This is a genomic window from uncultured Desulfovibrio sp., from assembly GCF_944324935.1.
GTDB lineage: Bacteria > Desulfobacterota > Desulfovibrionia > Desulfovibrionales > Desulfovibrionaceae > Desulfovibrio.
In genome coordinates this window covers 63,313-84,920 of sequence record NZ_CALUYG010000004.1, presented here as the reverse complement: position 1 = coordinate 84,920, position 21,608 = coordinate 63,313, and the positions used below count along the sequence as shown (strand labels likewise).

Sequence of the window (21,608 nt, the reverse complement as noted above, 5' to 3'; positions counted from 1 at the left end):
GTTTTTATAACATACGCAAAGCTTTAAGCTTTTTTGAACCTCCCGCCTAGCGGGAGGTTTTCTTCATACAAAAAAAGCCGGAGACGAGCTCCGGCTTTTGCATAAACAGCAGCGCCGCGCGGGGAGAGAGGAGGGATACCCCCCGCGCGGGCATCAGGCGGTGACGGCCAGCTGCTGTTTGGCCTGCGCGGCTTCCAGTTCCAGGGCGTCCTTGCGCTGCGGCGCGATATGCAGCGCCTGGGCAAGCCCGTCGAGATAGCTGCGCTCCATGAAGTGATCGATATCCACGATGAGGCAGGAAAGGCGGTACAGATCTTCTCCCTGCTCCGCCGAACGTATCTGCCCGGCCAGCACAGCCGGATCGATGGGCTCATTGAGCAGCGCATTGACGAGCTGACTGGCGTCCTGCCCGGGGAACATCTGGGCGACCATTTTGGAAATGCGTTCCTGTTCCGTGGCGTCGATGTGTCCGTCGGCACGGGCGGCAAAGATCATGGCCCGCAAAAGCAGCATGGCCGTGGGGTCACTGGCTCCGCTCACGGGGCCTGACGGGGCCGCGGCGGGCTGTCCCATACCAAAGCCCGCGGCCGCCTGCCGGGCCGCTGCGCCCTCTTCCTTCTTGTCCGACCATTTCTTGTAGAAATTCCAGGCCACGGCCCCGGCGCCCACCAGCGCCGCGTTCTGGAGCACATCCTTGGAAAGCACGGAGCCCAGCAGGGCTCCCAGCGCCCCGGCGCCCAGCAGACCGCCCATGCCGCCGGGGGCATTCCTGGTCAGGTCGCTTGCGCCGCTTCTGGCCTTGTCGGCCAGCGAACCGAGGGTGGCGCCCCAGTCCTTGCCCTTGATGATGTCAAAAAGTGACATAGTTGTTTACCTCTGAAGACTTGGGGGTGACAGTATGGAACACCATATCAGATTGACGGCATGATCTGTCAAGGCAGCGGCAGGCGGGTGCAAAGGTTTGTCACCAAAATGTCACATACGCCCTGCCGTCACACCGGCAGGGGAGGGGGGACGGCCATCGTGCGCTGTGCCGGAATAAGGGAACAGGTCTGGCGGAAAAGGAAAAGCCCCCGCGCCGAACAGCGCAGGGGCTTTGCTTTCGTGGCTCCCCGAGACGGACTTGAACCGCCAACCTAGTGATTAACAGTCACCCGCTCTGCCGATTGAGCTATCGGGGAATGTCGAACTGACGAAGATGCTTGTACGCGGGAGAGGATATTTTGTCAAGGGAAAGTTTTCTTTTTCTCGCAGCCCCGCCATCGTCTCATGGCCTGCCTCACGACTCCGCCGCGAACGCCGCCTGTCCTGCTGTCGCCGCAAGGCAACGCTTCCGAGCGGCACGGCGGCTGCTTCGCGGATATGGAAAAGCCCCCGCGCCGAACAGCGCGAGGGCTTTGCTTTCGTGGCTCCCCGAGACGGACTTGAACCGCCAACCTAGTGATTAACAGTCACCCGCTCTGCCGATTGAGCTATCGGGGAATGTGTCGAAGTGACGAAGATGCTTTTACGCGTCTTTTCTCCTCAGGTCAAGAAAAATTTTTCTTTTTCTCAGGCCCGCCCCTCGGACGTCAGCAGGCGCTGCCACTTCTTGTGGTAACGCTCCGCCTCGCTGTAGACGCAGCCGCAGTACGGCTGACGGTAGACGCCCCAGGCCCGGGAGATGTCGATGCCCGCCTGCCAGTCCGTACGAAAATCCCGATAGACGAAGCAGGGCCCTGCCGTCTGCGCTGCCGCCGCGTCTGGCGCGGACGCGGGATGCGCTTGCGGCAGGACAGCCGGGACATCCAGCCCGCACAGACGAAAGCCCGCCGCGGCGATGGCATCATGCGGCTGATAGCGGGAGTAGAGCAGGCTGCTGGAAAAATACGCGAACCCCAGGGCGCGGGCGGCGGCATACGTCGCCTCCATCCGGCTGGTGCAGCACCAGCGGCAGCGCTCCGGCGGCAGGTCGCGCCCTGCCACCTGCCGCAGCCAGGCCACGATATCCCACGGCGCATCCTCGTACAGGATGGGGATGCCCAGCCGCTCCGCGCATTCCCCGGCGGCTTCCCGCCGCCGGAAATACTCGCTCAATGGCTGAATGTTGGGATTCATGAACCAGGCCGTCACCGCATAGCCCGCCTCCTGCAGGCGCTGCACCGGCATGATGGAACAGGGCCCGCAGCAGACGTGCAGCAGCAGGCTGTTGCCGGCAGCGGACGTTACGGACGCAGACATATTTCAATGCTCTTGCCGAAGCTGTTTTCCATATCGCGCAGGGTATCACGCTTGTGATTGAGCAGGTACATGCCCACTTCGGCCGTGGTCTCAAAACGCAAGCGGTCCTCCTGGCAGGAGCGCAGCAGACTACGCAGCTCACGCAGGGCCTGAAGGGCCTGCCACTCGCGGTTGCGCCGCTGGCCGGTACCGTTGCAGTGCGGGCAGGGCTCCATACTGATGGCCAGCGCCGAGGACCCCATGCGCTGCCGCACCAGCTCCAGCAGCCCGAAAGAACTCATGCGGCCCACATCGTGCCGGGCACGATCGTTCTTCATGGCTGCGCGCAGGGTCTTTTCTACTTCCAGGACATGTTTGCGATCACGCATCTCGATGAAGTCGATGACCACCTGTCCGCCGATGTCGCGCAGCTTGAGCTGTCGGGCGATGGTCTCCGCCGCTTCCACATTGGTCTTGAAGGCCATGGACTCGAAGTTGACCTTGCCGGAGATCTTGCCGGAGTTGATGTCCACGGCCATGAGGGCTTCCGTCTGGTCAAAGACCAGCCGCCCGCCCGAAGGCAGCGTCACTTCGCGGGAATAGATCTGATCAAGCTGTCGGCGCAGATTGAAGCGCTCCCAGAGAGTATGCCGCGTGTCCGAATGCAGACGCACCAGATCCTTCTTGCGCGGGAAGAGCTGGCTCACCATATCGCGGATGCTTTCGGCAAGCGCCTCGTTGTCCACCCATATCTCGCACACGTCGTCGGTCAGGTAGTCGCGCACGGCCCGTTCCGGCAGGCCAGGTTCCTCATGGATGAGGGCCGGAGCCGCCACTTCCGTAGCCTTTTTGCGGATGTCCTTCCAGACGCGCTTGAGATATTGCAGATCGCTGCGCAGGATGGTCTTGGTGACCCCCGCGCTCACCGTGCGGACGATGACACCCAGCCCCTCGCCGGGATCGATGCCGTTCATCATCTCGCGCAGCCGGGCCCGCTCCTCGTCATTGTCCACCTTGCGCGAGACGCCGATCTGCTCCTGGCCCGGCGTCAGCACGAGAAAGCGCCCGGCCAGCGACAGCCAGGTGGTGAGGAAGGCCCCCTTGCTGCCGTTGGGTTCCTTGACGACCTGCACAAGCACTTCCTGCCCGGCCTTGAGCACCTTCTGGATAGGCGGATACTTCTTGCCTTTGGCCGGTTCATGGTGGGTCAGCCAGTATTCGGGGTGCACCTCGTCGATCTGCAAAAAGCCGTTCTTGCCCGCGCCGTAGCTGACGAAGGCCGCCTGCAGGTTGGTGTCGATATTGTGGATGACGCCCTTGTAGATATTGCCCTTGAGCTTCTTCTGGTGCAGCATGTCAAGGTAGTATTCCAGCAGCACGCCTTCCTCGGCGAGCGCCACTTCCACCTGTTCGCCGGGCAGGATGCTGATGAACATGCGCTGCCGCCCCGTGGAGGAGGCCGCCCTGGCCTTGACCGCCGCCGCGCGCACGCTGCCCTTCCTGGCCGGTTCGGCGTTTTCTTCCCCTGTCGCGGGCTCCGCCGACTCCAGGGCGGAGGAGGCATCCGTGTCGTCCCCTCCGGCAAATATCTCGCTCAGCGACGGCGTTTCCGCCGTTTCGCTTCCCTGACGGTTCTTGCGGTTGCGTCCCCGGCCGCCCCGGCGGCCGCGCCGGCTCTTGCGGCGAACGCCTTCCTCTTCCGTTTCCACGGCGTCAGAGGCGGCGGCTTCCGTGCTTTCACCCGTCGCTTCCGGTCCCGTTGCTGCCGCCGGCACAGGGACCGGCAGGGACTGTTCGCGCAGGACGGGCACTGGGCGTGTTTCCTGCAGGGCAGGCGGGAGCATATCCTGTTGTTCCAGGGCCGGCATGGCTGGCGTCGCCGCTTCCCCTGCGGACGCGGCAGCTTCCGCCGCGCTGTCGCGCTTCCTGCCACGGGCCGCCGTTTTGCGGGGGGCTGGGGCGGTCGCTTCGCCATCTTCCCGCACAGACGCATCCGCCGTTTCCGCATCAGCTTTGGCGCTGGACGGCTGCGCGTCCTGTCCGCCGGCGGCCTGATCGCTCCGTTCCTGTCCGGCAGCGTCTTTCTTGCGGCTGCGTCCGGTACGGGAAGTACGCCGGGGAGCGGCTGCCCCCTCCCCATCCGGCGCGGCATCCTGCGGCGCTCCTTCAGCAGCGGGAGCGGCAGCCGCATCCTGCACGCCGCTCTCCGCAGGGGCGGACGCCGCCTGCGCCGTTTTTCTGGTGCGTCCCCTGGCGGCGCCGCGCGTCCCGCGGGCAGGGGAGGGCGTCTCCTCCCCGCTCGTCGCCGGAGAGGCGTCCTCTCCGACAGGGAGCGTTGCCGTCGTGTCGTCCCCGGCACTGGCGGCGCTGCGGGCAGCGCCCGTCCGGCGGCCTTTGCGTGGCGAAGCGGTCCTGGCCGGCGCGGCAGCAGGCTCCGCTTCAGGCGAGGCCTCAGCCTGCACGGCGTCCGCCTCCGCCGCTGTCTCATCCGCCGTACGGCGGCTGCGGCGTTTGCGGGGAGCGCTCACGGCATCGGCTGCGCCGTCACTCTTGCGGCGGGAAGCGCGTGCCCCGCGTTGCGGGGAAGAAGAGGATTCGGAGGAGGGGTCATCGGCCGCCACCGCGGCCATCACAGGGGAATCGGCCGTACCGGCCGTCTCGGCAGCGAGGGATTCGCTTCCTTCAGGCTTTTCCTGATGGGATGTCATACCATTCCTTATGGGACTGCTGTCCGCAGTCAAAAAATGTTTGCAGCCATCGCACGCGCGGAGCCGCTGCTCCGCAAGGGAACGGACACGCCGCACAGGCTGTCCGCGGCTGCGAAAACCCCAGCGCTGCCGGCATATCCGGCAGGGGGCCCGCGCCAGCGTCGAGAGGGCTGTCTGTCAAAATATCATCGTCCGCACGGAAGATCCCCGGCGGAAGGGGGAGCGGGGCATCCGGCCCGGCCTCCCGAAATTTGCCGTCGATACCATGCCGGGGCTTCCGGCATCCGCCCCGCCGCGTCGTCCCGCAAGGACGGCAACACGGCAGGGCTCCCGATCCGCTCAGCTTTCCCGCAGATCGAGACGGCAGAGCTCGGCGGAAAGCTGCCCGTCGTTGCTGCGCACGACCACATACCCGCCCTGGGCCAGCGCGCCGGGATTGACCACCAGCGTACGGCCCACGCGGTCGATGGCCCGCGCCTCATGGATATGCCCGCACAGGCAGAGCTCCGGCTGGGCCTCTTCCAGAAATTCACGCACCGCCGTGGAGCCCACATGCACATCGCCGGGGATGACGTCGCAGGCCGTATCCTTGGGCGGGTTATGGGACACGAGAATGGTGTGCGGATAGAGGCGCGCCCGCTGCCAGCAGGCATTGAGCCATTCCGAGAAGCTGACTTCCGGGAATTCGCTGGGCGTCCCGAAGGGCGTGAAGGTGGAGCCGCCGACCCCGAACAGGGCGATGTCCGGCGTCAGTTCCTGTACGCGGGCATGCAGGTTGCATCCCTTCTCGCTCAGCCAGGCGTCCACTTCCGGCCGGTCCATATTGCCGATCTGCGCCCAGACCACGGGGCAGTGCCGCCACAGGACATCCATCACAAGCTCGGCCTGCTTGGCGCCGCCGGTGATGGTCAGATCGCCGGTGACGATGATCCCGTCGGCCTGCGCCAGTTCGGGAATACGGGCAAAGCACGCCGCATCGTCATGTATGTCGCCTACGGCGATCCACAGATAATCCTGCTTGGGGAGGCTTGGCATGGTCACACTTCCTTTGTTAGGCTTGCAACGCCAAAGACTGTGCCATATTTTACGTCACAAGGAAAGCACTATGTCCGCCACCTCTTTACCGGAACGGAAAAAAGCCCTGCGCGCCCGGCTGCGGCAGGCCCGGCGGGACGTCGCCGCCACACGGGGCGGGGAGCTCGCGGCGCGGGCGCACGCGCATTTGCTGGCGTCTTCCCTCTGGCGGCAGGCGAAGGGCGTCGTCCTCTATGTTTCCCTGCCGGATGAGCTGGATACCGCCCCGCTGCTGGATGCCGCCTGGCAGGCCGGAAAGACGCTCTACCTGCCCCGCGTCCGCCAGCAGTACGGCCTTATGGACTTCGTGTCCGTGCGCGGCCGGGAGGAGCTGCGCCCCGGTCCCTTCCAACTGCTGGAGCCGCGGGACGATCTGCCGGGCTTCGGCCCGGAAGATGCGGGCACGGCATTCCGGCCGGACGTGTTCATCGTGCCCGGACTGGGCTTTGACCGGCAGGGCAGGCGGCTGGGCTTCGGCGGCGGCTATTACGACCGCTTCCTTTCCGCCGTGCGCGCGCGGGAAGACGACGGCCCGCGCGCCTTCGTAGGGTTGTGCTACCACTGCCAGCTCCAGGAGGAACTGCCCGCCGAACCGTGGGATGAACGCATGACCCATATCTGTACGGACAGGGAGTGGCTATGTCTGTAAACGTGCTCGCCTTCCACTTCCCCGGTCTGCCGCAGGTCGGCTGCGCCTTCCAGCTGCGCCGGGACCCCGCGCCGGATGCGCCCGCTTCCGGCGGCAACATTTCCTTTGCCGTGAACGGCGATCCGGCGGAAAACGTGCTGGCCGCCCGCCGCGGGCTGGCGGCAGGGCTGCATATCGCGCACTGGGCGGAACTGCGCCAGGTACACGGCGACGGCCTGCTTTTCGATCCCGAACCCGTCGCCGCGGAGGCGCAGCCCGTGGCGGAAGGGGACGGCATGGCCACCGACAGGCCCGGGCTGCCCCTCTGCATCAAGACGGCGGACTGTCAGCCCATTCTGCTGGCCCATACGGGCGGCCGCCACATCGCCGCCCTGCATGTGGGCTGGCGGGGCAACCGCCGCGGTTTCCCGCAGTCGGCCGTACGGCGCTTCTGCGAGCGCTACCGCCTTTCGCCGCGGGACATCCTGGCGGTGCGCGGGCCGAGCCTCGGCCCTGACCGGGCCGAATTCATCCATTTCGACACGGAATGGGGCGAGGGCTTCCGGCCGTGGTTCCAGCCCGAAAACCGGACCGTTGACCTCTGGGGCCTGACCCGGCATCAACTGCTGGAAGCCGGCCTTGAGGCGCGCCATATCTTCGGCGTGGACATCTGTACGGCCAGCAATCCCCGGCTTTGCTTCTCCCATCGCCGCCATCCGGCGTCGGGCCGACAGGCGAGCCTTATCTGGCTGCGGGAGGACTGATGTTCGCCGGCTGCCCGCAAAGGGACGGATAGCCATGCCGCCCCGCCGTTTCCTGTCCCCCGCCGGTCTGCTTGCCGGCATCGTCCTGCTCTGGCTGGCGTCCGTCCCGTTGTCCTGCCTCGGCGGGCCGGTCTCGCTGACGCTGCCCGAGATCTGGTCCGTCTTTGCCGGGATGGCCGGATTCGGCGAAAGCGGCGTGGACCCCGTGGCCTGCTCGGTCATCAGCGAGATACGGCTTTCACGGGCCGTGCTGGCCCTGCTGTGCGGCGGCACGCTGGCCGTGGCCGGCGTGGCCCTTCAGGGCGTCCTGCGCAATCCGCTGGCCGACCCCTTCACCCTCGGCATCTCTTCCGGGGCGGCCTGCGGCGCCAGCATCGCCATCGCCCTCGGCGGTTCGCTGGGCCTGACCGTTCGCCTGGGGGCCAACGGCATGAGCCTCATCTCCCTGTGCGCCCTTGCGGGCGCGCTGCTGGCGCTGGCCGGCACACTCTGGCTGGGCAGGGGGGACGGCGGCTTCCGGCGGGAGACCGTCATCCTGGCGGGCATCGCCATGTCGGCCTTTCTGGGGGCGCTGGTGGCGCTCATCAAGGCCCTCAACGAGGAATCCGTCACCAGCATCGTCTTCTGGATCATGGGCAGCCTGCAGGGGCGCGGCTGGCAGGCCCTGCCGCTGCTGCTGCTGACCCTGCTGCCGGGCCTGCTGGCCGTGGCGCTGCACTGGCGGGCGCTGGACGTGCTGGCGCTGGGCGACGAACAGGCCGCTCAGGTGGGCCTGCATGTCGGGCGGGCCCGCTTCTGGCTGCTGGCCGGCGCAAGCTGCATGACGGCGGGTTGCGTTGCCGTGACGGGCGTTATAGGCTTTGTGGGCCTCGTGGTGCCGCATCTGCTGCGCCTGCGGCTGGGCGTGCGCCATGCCCCCCTGCTGATCGGCGCCTTTTTCGGCGGGGGCATCCTCCTGCTCTGGGCGGATGTGCTGGCGCGCGGCGTCCTGGACGGCGGCCGCGAACTGCCGGTAGGCGTCGTCACCTCCCTGCTGGGCGGGCCATTTTTCGGCGTGATGCTGCGGAGGCGCTGATGCTGTGCTGTGAACATGTCCGCGCAGGCTATCCCGGACGGGACGTGCTGCACGACGTCAGCCTGACGGTGGCCCCCGGCGAAAGCGTGGCCCTGCTCGGGCACAACGGCAGCGGCAAGACCACGCTGCTGCGCGTACTGGCCGGGCAGCTTGCGCCCGCTGCCGGACGCGTCCTCCTGGAGGGCAGGGGGCCCGCGACCCTGCCTCCCCGCGAGCGTGCCCGGCGGATAGCCGTCGTCCCCCAGCGCGCGGAATTCTTCGCCTCCCAGCTCGTCCGGGACATGGTGCTGCTGGGTCGCTATGCCCACCTTGGCTGGTGGGGAACCTACACCACCCACGACCATGCCGTGGCCGATCAGGCCCTGGCCAGCGCGGGAGCGCGGGAGCTGGCCCATCGCCGCATGGGGGAGCTTTCCGGCGGCGAGGTACAGCGGGTGATGCTGGCCCGCGCCCTGGCGCAGGAAAGCCGCCTGCTGCTGCTGGACGAACTGGCGGCCGCCCTTGACTGGGCGCGGGTGGTGGAACTCTTCGACCTGCTGGAGCAGCGCCGTCGGGCCGGCATGGCCATCGTCATGGCCGTGCATGATTGCAGCCTGGCGGCCCAGTACGCCACGCGCCTTGTGGGGCTCAAGCAGGGCCGCGTACTCTTTGACGGTCCCCCGGAGACGGTTTTTACGGAGGAAAATCTCGGTGCCCTCTACGATCTTTCCCTTTGCGTCTTTGCCCATCCGCGTAACGGCCTGCCGCAGGCGCTTCCCGCCTGTCCGCACGGCCCGTACCATGCGGACGAGGAAACTGTGCCGCGTGCTGTTCTGTCTGGGGCTGCTGGCGGGCCTCTGCTGTCCGCCGGGGACGTCCCGCGCGGCTGATGCCGCCGCGACGGTCCCCATCAGGAGCAGCATCACCCTCAGCACCCAGGACGGACAAGGCAAGGGACTGCCCATCCCGGTACGCCGCGTCATCTCCCTGTACGGTTCCTTCAACGAGATTCTGCTGGCGCTGGGCGCGCGGGACGTCATCGTGGCCCGCACCGCCGCCGACGAGCATCTGCCGGAACTGGCCGGCCTTCCGGCCATCGGCACGCACATGCAGCCCAATGCCGAGCTCATCGTGGCCCGGAAGCCGGACGTCATCCTGCAGATGAAGGGCCGCCGGGAAGCGGGGAGCCAGACGGAGCACCTGCGGGAACTGGGCATACCCGTCCTGACCTTTGAGCTCAACTCCCTGGAGGATCTGTATACGGTGACCCTGACCCTCGGCCGGCTTGTGGGGCGCGAGGTGGAGGCCACCAACCTTGTCGGGCAGTGGCGACGACGTCTGGCCGCCCTGCGCAACAGCTACGCCACGGAGCCGGCGGTGCGCGTCTTTTTCGAGGCGGGGTCCCCCAATCTGCTGGCGGCCGGCAAGGGCAGCATCGTCAATGACCTCATCAATGCCGCCGGGGGCATCAACGTGGTGGATTCCCCGCGCAAGCTGGTTCGCCTCAATGAGGAGGCCGTCCTCGCCGCCGACCCGGATGCCTACATCTATCAGGTCGGCCCCATGAACCCCGCGCCGCAGCCCGTGGCCGAACGGCCGCATTACCGGGAGCTGCGCGCCGTACGGGAGGGACGCATCCTTGAAGTGAAGGAAGAGCTTTTTTCCCGGCCCGGACCGCGTTCCATCGAGGCGGCGGAAATGCTCGGCCACTGGCTGCATGCCCGTCCCGCCGCGGCGCAGGGCACGCGGCGGGCGGAATGATGCCGCTGTGACGCCAAAGAAGGAGGGGAGCCCGGTACGCGCATCGTCCGGGCTCCCCTGTTTTTTTGAAAGCGTCCATTGCAAAAGCAACCTGCGCGGCGGCAACACCCCGTCCGGCCACACGCGAGCGGAAAAACCGCATTCTCCCGCGAAACGACAGGCATGGTCTGCAACGCAAAGCGTCTCAACCAAAAAAGGCCCTCTCCGTATCGCCACTACCGGCCGTGAAGGCCTCTTCCCGCCTGGAAAGGGTGAAGTACCCCTTGAAAGGCGGGACTGTCCGCGCCCCGGCAACCACGGCAAGGCCCGCTGGGGCCTGTTGACGCTATTTACTGTTTGTTGGGGGGAAGTCAGGGACACGAGGCGAGCCCACCCCCAAAGGCAAGCTGAGCACGTTCAGCTACTTCATTATCTACTTAAATTATTTGTCAAACTTGTGTTAACAGGCGCCTACTGCAGGCGCGGCAGCGCTCCCGCTTCGGCCATCTGCCCGGCCTGGCGTTCAAGCTCGGTTCTGATCTGGCCGTGCACCCGGCTTTGCGCCTCCAGCAGATCGGCCAGCGGCTCCAGCCCCTCAAGGGCGCGCATGGCCGTGAAGGCACTTTCCCAGATGGCCTGGAAGCCTTCGGCAATGCGGGCGCTCCTGTCCGTCGCGGCAGGATCCGTCTTACGCAACAGCTCGGCAATGGCTGCCGTATAGCGCCAGAGAACGTCATGCAGCGGCTGCCAGTGGCTTTCCAGCACGGCGCGCTCCTTTTGCAGCTTTTCACACCAGAGGAAATCCAGACGGAACTGAAACTCGCGCCAGGCGTCGTTTTCCGCCTCGTCACGGGCATGCGGCGTGCTTTCCAGGAAATGGATGAAGCTGTGCGCGAGCTCCTCGGAATAGAACCAGCCGACGGTGGTGAACCCCAGCAGGGTAGGGACGCTTGCCGACCAGCGCGTACGGCCGTCGGCCGTTGTTGCGCGTTTGCAGAAAAAGACCATCATTTCCGAGACCTCCCGTTCATTACTGTTGTTGCCGGGGAACGGCCGCCGGCGAGGGGGCGGCAGGAGCGGCCTGCGAGCCGGCCGACGCATCCGGGAGCGGCCCGCCGGGCTGCGGCACGACGATATGCGCCAGCGCCAGCCCCGCAAGCCCCACGCACAGCCAGAGCAGTACCCCCTTGAGGCGCGTCTTGCGCCGAAAAAGGATGGCCCCCCTGGGGCTGATAAGGCTCATAAGCACCATGACGGGGCTCAGCACCATGAGCATGGCGGAGAGGAGTTCAAGACGTTCCATGAAAAAACGGCTCCTTGGGACAGGCTGTCCGGCCACAGGAAAGCGGCGGAGCGGCAAGAGAAATGATATCCGCGCCCCTCTTGCGCCGGCCGCCTGAAGTGAAAAAAAGAGGGGAGCGGCCCGCCGGTCGCTCTCCTTTCCAGAAAGGACGGCAGGGATCGCCTCCCTCCGCGCCGCGGCTGCGGCACACTGTTTTTCAGGCCTGTACGGCTTCGTATTCGCGTTGCAGCGAGTCCATCAGTTCCCTGACGGAAATGATCTCCTTCACGCGGGAGACGTTGGCCCCGCAGAAGGCGAAACCCCGCTCCAGATTGCCCTTCATGGCGTTGATGAGGGCGGAGGCGATGCAGTAGGGGGTCTTTTCCTGCTCGCAGGTGCTCACACAGTGGAAGACGCACTTGAAGGGTTTTTTGCGCCCTTCGCGTGCCGCTTCAATAAAGGCATTGTTCAGGGCCCGGCCCGGCATGCCCACAGGACTCTTGATGATGGTCACGTCCGCGTCCGTGGCCGCAAGGTAGCTTTCCTTGAAGCGCTGGTCGGCATCGCACTCGTAGGTCGCCACGAAGCGCGTGCCCATCTGCACGCCGGAAGCCCCCAGATGCAGGAACTTGTCGATGTCTTCCCCATTGTAGATGCCGCCGGCCGCAATGACAGGGATGGCCCGGCCGCTCTTGTCCTCAAAGGGCTTGACCGACTCCACCACATCGGGGACGAGCTTCTCCAGCGCGAAGGCCGGATCATCCAGTTCCTCGACCTTGAAGCCCAGATGCCCGCCGGCCCGGGGACCTTCCACCACCACGGCGTCGGGCGTGTAATCAAAGCGGCTCAGCCATTTTTTGGCAATGACCGTCGCCGCCCGGGCGGAGGAGACGATGGGCACGAGCTTGGTCTTGAATTCCTGTTTCTTTTCCTCGCAGAGTTCCCGCAGATGGCGGGGCATGTCCAGCGGCAGGCCCGCGCCGGAAAAGATGACGTCGGCATGATTCTCGATGGCGGTACGCACCATCTGGGTAAAGGTCGTCAGGGCCACCATGATATTGACGCCGATGATGCCCTGTGTTTTTTCCCGAGCGAGTTGCAGCTCCTGCCGCAGGGCGCGCAGGTTGGCTTCAATGGGATTTTTGGCCACGTCCGGCTCGCGCATGCCGATCATGGCCCCGGCAATGACGCCTATGCCGCCTTCATTGGCCACGGCGGACGCCAGGCCGGAAAGGGAAATGCCGACGCCCATGCCGCCCTGCACGATGGGACGACGGGCACAGAGCTCGCCAATTTTCAAAGGGGGAAAAGGCACGGTATACAACCTCCGCAGGCGCATGGAAAGGGAGGTCATGTCTTCCCCGTCACAGACGGGGAGGCCGCATGACCAGAATGTCCCGATGGTAGGCAAAAAAAAGGCAAAACACAAGGGCGGGCCCGTTATCGGCAGCCTGCGACGGCCCCGCCCGTGCCGCCTGGCCGCCGGGATGTTGCGCGCCGCGCCCTGCAAGCCGCACGCGGGCCTCTCCGCTTCCGCTCACCATGCCGGCGCTGGCCGCGGACACAATATCTTACAAATAACCGCATTCCGCGCGGGTGCAGGACGGACGAGAAAAAGCCGGCGGCCGCATCAGGCCCGGCAGGCTCCCCGGTAGGGACAGTGCGCGCAGCGTCCCGTCACGGGCCGGAAGGTCGCGCAATGCTCCATGTGCCAGATGACCAGACCGAGCAGCTCACGACAGCGCCGCAGCGCCACGGCATAGTCCTCGTCTGTCCACGGACCGCTGAACAGCGGGTGCTCCTTGCCCTTCTCGTACAACTCCACCAGACAGGCGTTCTCCACCCGCTCTTCAGGCCGCAACCCGGCCAGCAGAGCCACATAGCAGGGCAGTTGCAGGCTGTGCAGGCGCTCGCGCACCACCGCCAGCAGCGGCAGGGCGTCGTCGGCATCCGCCTCGCCCGCTTCCGCCGCGCGGCGGAAATCGTCCAGCTCCCGCCAGAAGTCCTCCTCGTTCCAGAGCAGCGTATCCGCGCCGCGCACGCGCCCGGTCTTGTAATCCACGAGATGGAGCGCTCCTTCCCGCCTGTCGATGCGGTCCGCCTGCCCCCAGAAGGCAAACCCGCGCCCCTCCCAGAGCGACAGCCGGGTCTCCAGCGGCTCCTCCAGGCCGATGATGGTGGTTTCCGGCTGCTCGTCCAGATACTTTCGCAGCCGGTAAGGTACGGACAGCTCAAGCATGATGCGGCTTTCCGGCGGCAGAGCGTCCTCGCCTCCCAGATCGGCAAGGGCCTGCACCAGCAGGGCGGCCAGATCAGCCTGCCGGAAATCCTGCGCGCACACGGTCTTGCCGATGTGCGGACGGTAAAGCTGCTCGAGCACACGATGGACGACCTTGCCGACCAGGGCGTGATCGTCCCCCTCATTGACTTCCTCCGCCTCGCGCAGCCGGCAGAGGTAATGCCAGACGAAACGCTTGGGACAGCCGAGGTAGGCATCCAGCGCCGTGGGAGAGATTCGCCCGTCCAGAAACCGCCGCATGACCTCCCGCAGGGCAGGGGAGTGGACGATCTCCTCCGGTTGCGCGGCGGAAGGGCGTGCCGCGCTGGCGGGAGTGTGCAGGGGCGCTTCGCCGGGCACAAGCAGCCGGCCGCGCCGCCGCTCCTCCTGCCAGATGAGCTGCTCCACGAAGCGGCTGCGGCTTTTGCGGGCATCGAAGAGAGCCGAGCGGGAAATGCCCTCCTGCCAGGAGAAGGTGACCTTGCTCGCCCCGGCACACAGCCGGAAGAGGGTATGCGCCGCCGCCCGTTCGCGCCGTCGCGCATCGGGCAGCCCCAGTTCCAGCCGCAGACTGTCCGGCAACAGGGGGTCCTGTACCGCGCTGCCGGGCAGGCTCTCGTCCGTGGCGTCCAGGATATACAGACGATCGAAGTGGAGCAGGCGGGTCTCCAGCATGCCCAGCACCTGCAGGCCGGTAAGGGGGACCGCCTCGAAGGGGATGCGCTCCTGTCGCAGGATCTGCCGGGCGAACTGGAAGAGCTGCCGCGCCGTGAACGGTTCCCGGCTCAGGGCGTTGTGGCGCAAAACGGGCAGACAGTGTTCCCGCAGGCGGTACATGGCCTCGGCGTCCAGCGGATAGTGCGGCCAGATGTGCCCGCCGCGCTCCTGGAGGCAGACGCACAGGGCCTCCAGCGCGTCGGCCAGCTCCGCACAGGTACGCACGGCGGCAAAGGCGGAAAAAAGGATGTGGACAAGTTCGCGCAGGGCCCGGGCCTCCCGCGGCGCGAGACGGACTTCCACCGGGGCCAGAACCTCCTCGAGCGTGCGGCTCCGGCTGCCCTGACGGATGGTCTCGGCCAGCAGGGCCAGCGGTTCCCGCAGGGAGGCGCGCCCGGCTTCCGGCGCTGCCGCGGGATCGACCGCCTCCTCCTGCTGGAGCATGGCCAGGTAGGGATGGCGCAGACATTCCAGCAGGCTCCGCCAGTAGTAGCGGCCGTCCGCGCCGCGTTCCTCCTGCGTGCGGAAAAGGCTTTCCAGCAGGCGGAACAGCGGCGAGCGCTCCAGCGGATAGCCCATGGAGATGTTGACGTCCTTGCGCGGCAGATGGTGCAGCACCGGCAGGAGCAGCCCGTTATGGGTCAGCACCACGGCCGTGGACGGCCCGGCGGGTTCCTGGCCCGTGGTCCAGTGGATGACCGCCTCGTCGCCGTCTTCCCTGTCCAGGCGGACGGCATCTTCCGCATCCTTGGCGGAAGGCATCTCCGCCAGCAGGTCCTCGCGCAGGGCCTCCAGCTGGGAATGCACGTCATACCCGGCAAAAAAGTGGAATTCCGGCCCCGCCGGCTGCGCCGCATCCGCCGCGTCGCCGGCATCCGCAAGCGTGGCCCGCGCCTGCCAGCGGCGCAGCCAGCGGGCATGTTCCTCGCAGGCCCAGTGCGGCCTGTCGCCCAGCGCCAGCGCCGCGTCCGTATGCAGGCAGATGTCCGCGCCGGCTTCCCAGAGACGACGGAGCAATATGTCCTCGGTGGGCGTCAGCAGAGCAAAGCCCGCCAGCAGCACCGGCCGGCCGTCACGGGCGCGCAGGCTCTCCGGCACGTCTTCGCCGAGGCGGGCCGTCTCGCAGGCGTCGAAACCCGGCGTCGTCCAGCCCCGTTCCCGCAGCAGGCGGGCGTACGCCTCCTGGATGCGCCCCAGCGCGGCAAGCAGGGCGGCCGCGGGCGGCGCCACCTCCCCTTCCATGTGGGCGATGTCGGCGGCCGTCACGCCATACCCGAAAAGCTCTTCCAGCACGCCGGCCAGCCGCATGCCCCAGGGCAGGAATTCTTCCATCTCCATGCGCGAGAAGCGCTCGGCAAGGCCGCTGTCCGTCCGGGAAAGGCCGGCGACGCATTCGCGCAGCAACGCCACCTGATCCAGACTGTTGGCCGTATGGACGGGCGGCTCGCCCGCCTGTTCCCGCCAGCGGCCCAGCAGCTCGGTGAAGGTTATGACCTTGGGCAGCAGGGTCGGCCTGCCGTCCAGAGCATAGAGGTGCTGGAGATAGCGCCAGGGGCGATTGTGGGGGACCACCAGCAGGGCCCGCCCGGGACAGCCGTCCGTACGTCGGGCGATGAAGTCCTTGAGGGCGGGCAGGAAGGGCTTGCGCCAGTCAAAAAGGAAAAAGGGCGTTCCGGGCATGTTCTATACCTCATGGCAACAGGGAAAGGCCTGCGTCAGCTCCGCCAGCAGTTCCGTGGCGTCCGTGAGTTCCACCCGCCGGAAACAGCGTTCATCCAGATAGACGAGCAGCCCCGTGGCCGGAAGGTCCTGCGGCAGGCAGCTCAGATAGCCGCGCAGCTGCGCCGCATGCCCCGCCTCCGGCCTGCCGCTCTTGAATTCCAGCACCAGATGACGCCGCCGGCCCGGGACGATCAGGTCCGCCCGACCGGCCCGCAGGCCGTCGCGCCCGGCCACGAGCAGCCCCTGTTCCGCATGCCCTCGGCCCAGCCAGTCCATGAGCAGGGGCTGTCCCGCCGCCCAGTCGAGGGCGGTCAGGATGCCCTGACGAAAGGCGTCATCCTCCGGCACGGAACGGGGAAAGGTCTCCCGCCCGCGCCGCCAGGCCGCGACGGCCCGGCTCCCGGCACAGTCGCCCGCCGTGGCGGCAAGGTGTTCAAGGCAATGGTGGAGGAATTCTCCCCGGTCCTGCGGACGGAATGCGCCGCCCAGCGGATTGCGGAATATCTTGAGCGCGGGCAGCCACTGCATGGGCCGCCACGGCCGCTCCTCGTCGTCGGGCCCCGTGGGGGAGATGTCGTCCGCCATCGGGGAGATGGGCTCTCCTTCGGGAGGACAGGTCTCCGCATCGCTCACGGCATCCGCCGCCACCGTCCGTGCCGGGAGCTCTCCTTCCGCATAGGGGACGGCAAAACCGGCCAGCTCCCAGAGCCGGTCCAGACCGGCCGTGACGCTGCCGCGCGCAGAGGAGGCAAGCGGCGTGCGGATGATGTGCAGCTCTTCGCAGGCGCGGGTAAAGGCCACATAGAGCTGATTGAGGCGCTCCACACCCTGACGAACGTATTCGCGGTAATAGGGCTCTCCCATCCCGGCCCGCGCCCGACAGACCACGCGTATCCCGCCCACGCTCACGGGCAGCATCCTGTTCACCAGAAGGGACATGCCGGTACCGGGCAGGATGACCACCGGCGCCTGCAATCCCTTGGACTTGTGGATGGTCATAACGCGCACGGCATCCAGGTTGTCCGGCGCGGGGACTTTTTCCTCCTGCCCCTTCTGATCCCAGTGGTGCAGAAAGGCCGCCGGAGAGGCCAGGCCGTTCTCCTCGGCGCAGGCAAGCACCTCCATGAAGTAGCGCAGGAAGACCGCCGCCTCGGGAAAGCGCTCGTGCGCCTGGAGACGCGCGCACCACTCCATGAGGGTATCGTACGGCGTCATAAGCCCGGCCCGGCCAAGGAAGGGCGCCAGGAAATGCTCCCAGATGTCCGGGCGGAACTCCCGGAAGGCCTGCCAGAGCGGACGCTGTCGGCGGGCATGGGCGGCCCGCCAGTCGTGCAGCGCCTGCGAGTCGAGGCTGAAGGCGGAATGACCGGCCAGCAACGCGCCGTGCAGCACGGTCCACAGGGCCACGTCGTCCTCGGGCCGATCCAGAAAGCGCAAAAAGGCCACCAGCTGCAGGATGAGCGGATGTTCCGCCAGCAGGAGGCTGTTCTCCGTGATGACGGGGACGCCGTCCTCCATGAGCAGTTCAGCGTAATCATGGGCCAGCTCATTGGTGCTCACCAGCACCAGCATATCCGACCAGGGACGGCGCGCGCCCGTCTCCCGCACGAGGCGCAGCAGGCATTCCCCCACGGCCTGCCTGCCTTCGGCGGCATGGCTGATCCCCGCCGCGTCCTCCACATCGTACACCCGCACGCAGCCGCCGGCGGCCGCCGGCTCCGGCAGACGCTGCACGGCATCGGCATACGCGCCCGCCACGGCGGCCGCGCCCTCCTCCAGCAGATCGGCGGGGACGCTCCTGCCCAGGATGGCCGTCAGCACCTCCCGCGCCGTCTCGCGGTCGGCCAGACGGGAGAACAGACGGTTGTTGTGCTCCACGATGACTTGCCGGCTGCGCCGGTTGCAGGGCAGGGATTCCTGACGGCAGCCCTCGGCCATGCCCAGGAGTCCCGCATCCCGCGCCAGCTCGTCGAAAAGCCGGGTATCGCCGCCGCGCCAGCCGTAGATGGCCTGCTTGACGTCGCCCACCCAGGTCAGCGTCCCGCCCTGGGCCAGCGCCTCCTCCACCAGCGGATGCATGGCCTGCCACTGCTGGCGGCTGGTATCCTGGAACTCGTCGAGCATGAAATGCCGTAAACGGCTGCCCAGGCGGCAGAGAGCCTCGGGCACGCCGTACTCCCCGGACAGCGCCTCCCTGGCCTTGAGCGGGATGAGCACCGCCGGGATGTTGCCGTCCCGGCGACTGTCACGCTCGAACTCCTCGCAGAGCATCCGGGCAAGGCGCACGGTCTGGGCGGACTTGCCCGCCTCCTCCAGCACGGCGAGCGGGCGGATGGCCCCGCTGGCCGTCCGCCAGAGCCGTTCCCAGGCTTTTGTCAGCGAGGCGGGGCAGGCGCTGCCCTTATTGAGGAACTCCTTGTCCGGCTCGGTGAAAAAGGAACTCTTTTTGAAATCCGCGTTCCGCGCCACGATCTTTTCGCAGGCCTGTTTCACCGGCGCCTTGACCTTGACGCCGTCGCCCCCGCTCTCTTTCAGGAAGGCTTCGGCCGCCGTGCGGCAGTCCGTCCAGATGCGTTCCACCTCCGCCTCGATGGCCGCCGGCGGACTGAGCCGGGCAAAGCTGCCGTCCAGAAAGCCGTCCCAGAGGGAGCGCAGCTCCTCCACAAGATGCGTGCCGGCCACGAAGCCTTTCCTGTCTCCCTGGAAGATCAATCCGCCATACACGGCGCGCAGCATGGCCAGCTTGTCCGCATCTCCGTGCCAGGCCTCGTCCATGAGCCGGTCAAGCCGGGGCTGCATGGCCTCGCTGCTGGCAAAGACGGGCTGGAAGTCCGGCGGCAGGCCGAGATCCAGCGCGGCGGCCCGCACGATGCGGTGCAGCAGGCTGTCGATGGTGCGGATATTGAGCGAGGCAAGGTCGCGCAGGATGACGTCCAGCCAGCGGGCGGCGGCCTGCGGCTGCAGGGGGATGTCCTGCGCCATGTTGCCCAGGGCCACGTTTTTCAGTTCCCTGATGACGCGGTCGCGCATCTCCGTGGCCGCGGCATTGGTGAAGGTGATGGCAAGGATCTCCCCCCAGTGCGCCGGGCCGTCATGCCGGACAAGACAGGCGGCCCCCGCCCCGGCGGCGCCGGCCTCGCAGCGGGAGAGCCGGTTCAGGAACAGGCGCGTCAGCGTATAGGTCTTGCCCGAGCCGGCGGATGCCTTGATCTGGAGCATGCGCTGGCGGGCATGCAGGGCGGCGGCGATATCCATCCGGCCCGTCCTATGCCTGTTCCGCCGCGGCAGCCGGCGTGGCCGTCCCTTCCGGCGGCAGCATGCCGGCAAGCATGCCCTGCCCGGTGGACTCCAGCACGGCCCGCCAGAGGTCGGAGGCGATGTTGAGCTTGCGGCGCTTGGCCGTCACGAGAGGCAGCGGCAGATGGACGAACTTGTCCTGCAGGCGGCCCACCACCATCTCCGTACGGCCGGCCATGGCGGCATGCACGGCGTACTGGCCCAGAAAGCCGCAATAGACCTTGTCGTTGGGGGTGGCGGGCACGGAACGGATGATGTAGCTCGGATCGATGAACTTGAGGGTATGCGGCACGCCGCGCTCCCCGAGGTAACGCCTGATCTCCCGTTGCAGCAGGCTGGCGACATCCCCCAGCACGGGATTGCCCGAAATATCCGTTTCGCCACGCTGATCCAGCAGATGCTGGCCCGCGCCCTCGGCAACCACGATGACGGCATGATGCCGCGCGGCCAGCCGCTGCTCCAGTGCGGGCAGCAGCCCGCCTTCGCCTTCCAGCCGGAAGGGGGCCTCCGGCACGAGCACGAAGTTCACCTCCTTGAGGGCCAGTGCCGCGCGCGCCGCGATGAAGCCGGACTCGCGCCCCATGAGCTTCACCAGACCGACGCCGTTATGCACGCCGCAGGCCTCGGTATGGGCGCTCTGTATGGCTTCGGTGGCCTTGGACACGGCGGTCTCGAAGCCGAAGGACTGGGCGATGAAGTTGATGTCGTTGTCGATGGTCTTGGGGATGCCGATGACGGCAAGCTTGAGACTGCGCGCGGCGACCTCGCCGGCGATGGCCTGGGCCGCCTTCATGGAGCCGTCGCCGCCGATGACGAACAGGATGTTCACGTTGCTGCGTTCCAGCATGTCCACGATCTCTTCCGGGGACTGCGGCCCGCGCGACGTCCCCAGGATGGTCCCCCCGAAACGGTGGATCTCGCCCACGCGCCGTGGCGTCAGTTCGGCCACTTCATGCCCGTAACGGGCGATGAAGCCTTCCAGCCCATAGCGTATGCCGATGACCGAGGGCACGTCGTAGGCATGGTAGGCCTCCAGAACGATGGAGCGGATGACGTCGTTGAGCCCGGGACAGAGCCCCCCGCAGGTGACGATGGCGCACTTGGCCCGGCGGGGATCGAAATAGAGCTTGCGCCGCGGCCCGGCCGCCTCGAAGCAGAGACAGACCGGGTCGTCGAAGTCGTCGCAGAGTTCCCTGTCTACATAGATGGGGATGCGCCGGTCATCGGCCCAGGCCCGGAAGGGCAGGGGAGAGTCCAGCTTGGCCGGGCCGAGCAGCCGGATGCCGGTCTCGATGCCGTTGTACTCCTCATGGCAGATGGACATGATGGGATGTGACGCGCCGTTCTTGTGCTGATGAGACATCGTTCCCTCTCCTTGTGTCCCGGCCGGAACCGGAAGTGTTGGCGTCCTGCGGCCGGAGGGCCGCCGCGGAGGGCGGCTCTCCCCGGTCCGAAAAAGACGTATCGCCCCTGCCGCCGCGCCGCAGCGCTGGCGAAAGATCAGCCGGGACGCCTCTCAGGCGGCCGGCTGCGCGGCGTCATGTTCCGCCTTCATGGCGGCGATGACCAGCGTGAGGAAGGCGTCCAGCTCCAGGCCGATCTTCTCGCATTCCCGGATATTGTCCCGGTTGACGCTGGCGGCGAAGGCCTTGTCCTTCATCTTCTTCTTGATGCTCTTGCTTTCCATGCCCTCATAGCCCGTGGGCCGCATGAGGGCCGCGGCGCTCACCAGCCCGGTAACGGTCTCCGCGCAGCGCAGGGCATGATCCAGCCGGCTTTGCGGCATGACGCCCGTCATCTCGCCGTTATGGGCCCGGATGGCCGTAAGGGCCTCCTCCGGCAGCCTGCCCGCCAGCAGTTCGCCGGCCGCCAGTCCGTGCCGCTGCGGTTCCTGCATGGTGGCCGGATAGTCCACGTCATGCAGCAGGCCCGTCAGCGCCCAGAGCTCCTCATCCTCGCCGAAGTGACGCGCCAGCGCGGCCATGACCGCCGCCGACGCCGTACTGTGCTGCAAAAGACCGCCTTCCACGCCATGTTCCGCCAGCAGGGCCAGCGCATCCTTACGGGATATCATATGAGTTGCACCTCGTCAGAAAAAAGTATCTTAAGCCTATGTCAGGCGGCAACGCTTGGCAAGGGAGGAGC

Annotated in this window: 16 protein-coding genes and 2 tRNA genes; 5 read left to right on the top strand and 13 right to left on the bottom strand. The window is 67.0% G+C overall.

What is annotated here, in order from left to right; all coding sequences use genetic code 11:
* Positions 1-153 precede the first annotated feature (153 nt).
* The 6 genes from Q0J54_RS01955 to Q0J54_RS01930 all read right to left on the bottom strand — a co-directional run bounded on the left by Q0J54_RS01955 (position 154) and on the right by Q0J54_RS01930 (position 5,942).
* Complete coding sequence (locus tag Q0J54_RS01955) at positions 154-864, bottom strand: DUF533 domain-containing protein (protein WP_296303625.1); 711 nt, start codon at positions 862-864, stop codon at positions 154-156.
* 241 nt (positions 865-1,105) lie between these two features.
* Positions 1,106-1,181, bottom strand: a tRNA-Asn gene (locus tag Q0J54_RS01950).
* Between the two features lie 225 nt (positions 1,182-1,406).
* Positions 1,407-1,482 (bottom strand) — tRNA-Asn (locus tag Q0J54_RS01945).
* 69 nt (positions 1,483-1,551) lie between these two features.
* Positions 1,552-2,220 (bottom strand): epoxyqueuosine reductase QueH, encoded by a 669-nt coding sequence (locus tag Q0J54_RS01940; RefSeq protein ID WP_296303624.1) that lies wholly within the window; start codon positions 2,218-2,220, stop codon positions 1,552-1,554.
* On the bottom strand, positions 2,205-4,907 hold the full coding sequence (locus tag Q0J54_RS01935; RefSeq protein ID WP_296303623.1) for an Rne/Rng family ribonuclease: 2,703 nt from the start codon (positions 4,905-4,907) through the stop codon (positions 2,205-2,207). The genes Q0J54_RS01940 and Q0J54_RS01935 overlap by 16 nt, the downstream gene beginning before the upstream one ends.
* Positions 4,908-5,246: 339 nt before the next feature.
* A complete protein-coding gene (locus tag Q0J54_RS01930; protein WP_296303622.1) occupies positions 5,247-5,942 on the bottom strand; it encodes a metallophosphoesterase in 696 nt (231 codons plus the stop codon).
* Positions 5,943-6,012: 70 nt separating this feature from the next.
* Here Q0J54_RS01930 and Q0J54_RS01925 point away from each other — a divergent pair, with 70 nt between their 5' ends.
* Genes Q0J54_RS01925 through Q0J54_RS01905 form a run of 5 tightly spaced genes read left to right on the top strand, consistent with a single transcriptional unit; the run spans position 6,013 to position 10,188 of the window.
* Positions 6,013-6,630 (top strand): 5-formyltetrahydrofolate cyclo-ligase, encoded by a 618-nt coding sequence (locus tag Q0J54_RS01925; protein WP_296303621.1) that lies wholly within the window; start codon positions 6,013-6,015, stop codon positions 6,628-6,630.
* Positions 6,621-7,373 (top strand): polyphenol oxidase family protein, encoded by a 753-nt coding sequence (locus Q0J54_RS01920; protein WP_296303620.1) that lies wholly within the window; start codon positions 6,621-6,623, stop codon positions 7,371-7,373. Before Q0J54_RS01925 ends, Q0J54_RS01920 begins: the two co-directional genes overlap by 10 nt.
* A gap of 34 nt (positions 7,374-7,407) precedes the next feature.
* The gene (locus Q0J54_RS01915) at positions 7,408-8,448 is read left to right on the top strand and encodes an iron ABC transporter permease (protein WP_296303619.1); all 1,041 of its coding nucleotides are present in this window, start codon (positions 7,408-7,410) and stop codon (positions 8,446-8,448) included.
* Positions 8,448-9,317: an ABC transporter ATP-binding protein gene (locus Q0J54_RS01910; RefSeq protein ID WP_296303618.1), complete on the top strand. Its 870-nt coding sequence runs from the start codon at positions 8,448-8,450 to the stop codon at positions 9,315-9,317. Before Q0J54_RS01915 ends, Q0J54_RS01910 begins: the two co-directional genes overlap by 1 nt.
* On the top strand, positions 9,253-10,188 hold the full coding sequence (locus Q0J54_RS01905; RefSeq protein WP_296303617.1) for an ABC transporter substrate-binding protein: 936 nt from the start codon (positions 9,253-9,255) through the stop codon (positions 10,186-10,188). The genes Q0J54_RS01910 and Q0J54_RS01905 overlap by 65 nt, the downstream gene beginning before the upstream one ends.
* Before the next feature lie 450 nt (positions 10,189-10,638).
* On the opposite strand, the gene Q0J54_RS01900 is transcribed toward Q0J54_RS01905, so the two are convergent.
* From Q0J54_RS01900 to Q0J54_RS01870, 7 genes are all read right to left on the bottom strand, one after another.
* The gene (locus tag Q0J54_RS01900; RefSeq protein WP_296303616.1) at positions 10,639-11,178 is read right to left on the bottom strand and encodes a hypothetical protein; all 540 of its coding nucleotides are present in this window, start codon (positions 11,176-11,178) and stop codon (positions 10,639-10,641) included.
* Between the two features lie 19 nt (positions 11,179-11,197).
* Positions 11,198-11,470, bottom strand: coding sequence for a hypothetical protein (locus tag Q0J54_RS01895; RefSeq protein WP_296303615.1), 273 nt, complete (start codon positions 11,468-11,470; stop codon positions 11,198-11,200).
* 196 nt (positions 11,471-11,666) lie between these two features.
* Entirely contained in the window at positions 11,667-12,764 is a 1,098-nt protein-coding gene (locus tag Q0J54_RS01890) for a nitronate monooxygenase (RefSeq protein WP_296303614.1), read from the bottom strand.
* Between the two features lie 315 nt (positions 12,765-13,079).
* Positions 13,080-16,124, bottom strand: a complete 3,045-nt coding sequence (locus tag Q0J54_RS01885; protein ID WP_296303613.1) for a PD-(D/E)XK nuclease family protein — start codon at positions 16,122-16,124, stop codon at positions 13,080-13,082.
* A gap of 3 nt (positions 16,125-16,127) precedes the next feature.
* Positions 16,128-19,421 carry a UvrD-helicase domain-containing protein gene (locus tag Q0J54_RS01880; RefSeq protein ID WP_296303611.1) on the bottom strand — a complete coding sequence of 1,098 codons (3,294 nt, stop codon included), beginning with the start codon at positions 19,419-19,421 and terminating at the stop codon, positions 16,128-16,130.
* A 10-nt stretch (positions 19,422-19,431) separates the two neighbouring features.
* The gene (locus Q0J54_RS01875) at positions 19,432-20,787 is read right to left on the bottom strand and encodes an ATP-dependent 6-phosphofructokinase (protein ID WP_296303632.1); all 1,356 of its coding nucleotides are present in this window, start codon (positions 20,785-20,787) and stop codon (positions 19,432-19,434) included.
* A gap of 192 nt (positions 20,788-20,979) precedes the next feature.
* Complete coding sequence (locus Q0J54_RS01870; protein ID WP_296303609.1) at positions 20,980-21,537, bottom strand: HD domain-containing protein; 558 nt, start codon at positions 21,535-21,537, stop codon at positions 20,980-20,982.
* Positions 21,538-21,608 lie beyond the last annotated feature (71 nt).

What these genes read in the sequence shown, in the direction of transcription:
- Q0J54_RS01955 (WP_296303625.1), bottom strand. Translation starts at nt 864, where the DNA reads ATGTCACTTTTTGACATCATCAAGGGCAAGGACTGGGGCGCCACCCTC.
- Q0J54_RS01925 (WP_296303621.1), top strand. Translation starts at nt 6,013, where the DNA reads ATGTCCGCCACCTCTTTACCGGAACGGAAAAAAGCCCTGCGCGCCCGG.
- Q0J54_RS01895 (WP_296303615.1), bottom strand. Translation starts at nt 11,470, where the DNA reads ATGGAACGTCTTGAACTCCTCTCCGCCATGCTCATGGTGCTGAGCCCC.
- Q0J54_RS01900 (WP_296303616.1), bottom strand. Translation starts at nt 11,178, where the DNA reads ATGATGGTCTTTTTCTGCAAACGCGCAACAACGGCCGACGGCCGTACG.
- Q0J54_RS01935 (WP_296303623.1), bottom strand. Translation starts at nt 4,907, where the DNA reads ATGACATCCCATCAGGAAAAGCCTGAAGGAAGCGAATCCCTCGCTGCC.
- Q0J54_RS01870 (WP_296303609.1), bottom strand. Translation starts at nt 21,537, where the DNA reads ATGATATCCCGTAAGGATGCGCTGGCCCTGCTGGCGGAACATGGCGTG.
- Q0J54_RS01910 (WP_296303618.1), top strand. Translation starts at nt 8,448, where the DNA reads ATGCTGTGCTGTGAACATGTCCGCGCAGGCTATCCCGGACGGGACGTG.
- Q0J54_RS01915 (WP_296303619.1), top strand. Translation starts at nt 7,408, where the DNA reads ATGCCGCCCCGCCGTTTCCTGTCCCCCGCCGGTCTGCTTGCCGGCATC.
- Q0J54_RS01920 (WP_296303620.1), top strand. Translation starts at nt 6,621, where the DNA reads ATGTCTGTAAACGTGCTCGCCTTCCACTTCCCCGGTCTGCCGCAGGTC.
- Q0J54_RS01930 (WP_296303622.1), bottom strand. Translation starts at nt 5,942, where the DNA reads ATGCCAAGCCTCCCCAAGCAGGATTATCTGTGGATCGCCGTAGGCGAC.
- Q0J54_RS01885 (WP_296303613.1), bottom strand. Translation starts at nt 16,124, where the DNA reads ATGCCCGGAACGCCCTTTTTCCTTTTTGACTGGCGCAAGCCCTTCCTG.
- Q0J54_RS01875 (WP_296303632.1), bottom strand. Translation starts at nt 20,787, where the DNA reads ATGTCCATCTGCCATGAGGAGTACAACGGCATCGAGACCGGCATCCGG.
- Q0J54_RS01940 (WP_296303624.1), bottom strand. Translation starts at nt 2,220, where the DNA reads ATGTCTGCGTCCGTAACGTCCGCTGCCGGCAACAGCCTGCTGCTGCAC.
- Q0J54_RS01880 (WP_296303611.1), bottom strand. Translation starts at nt 19,421, where the DNA reads ATGGATATCGCCGCCGCCCTGCATGCCCGCCAGCGCATGCTCCAGATC.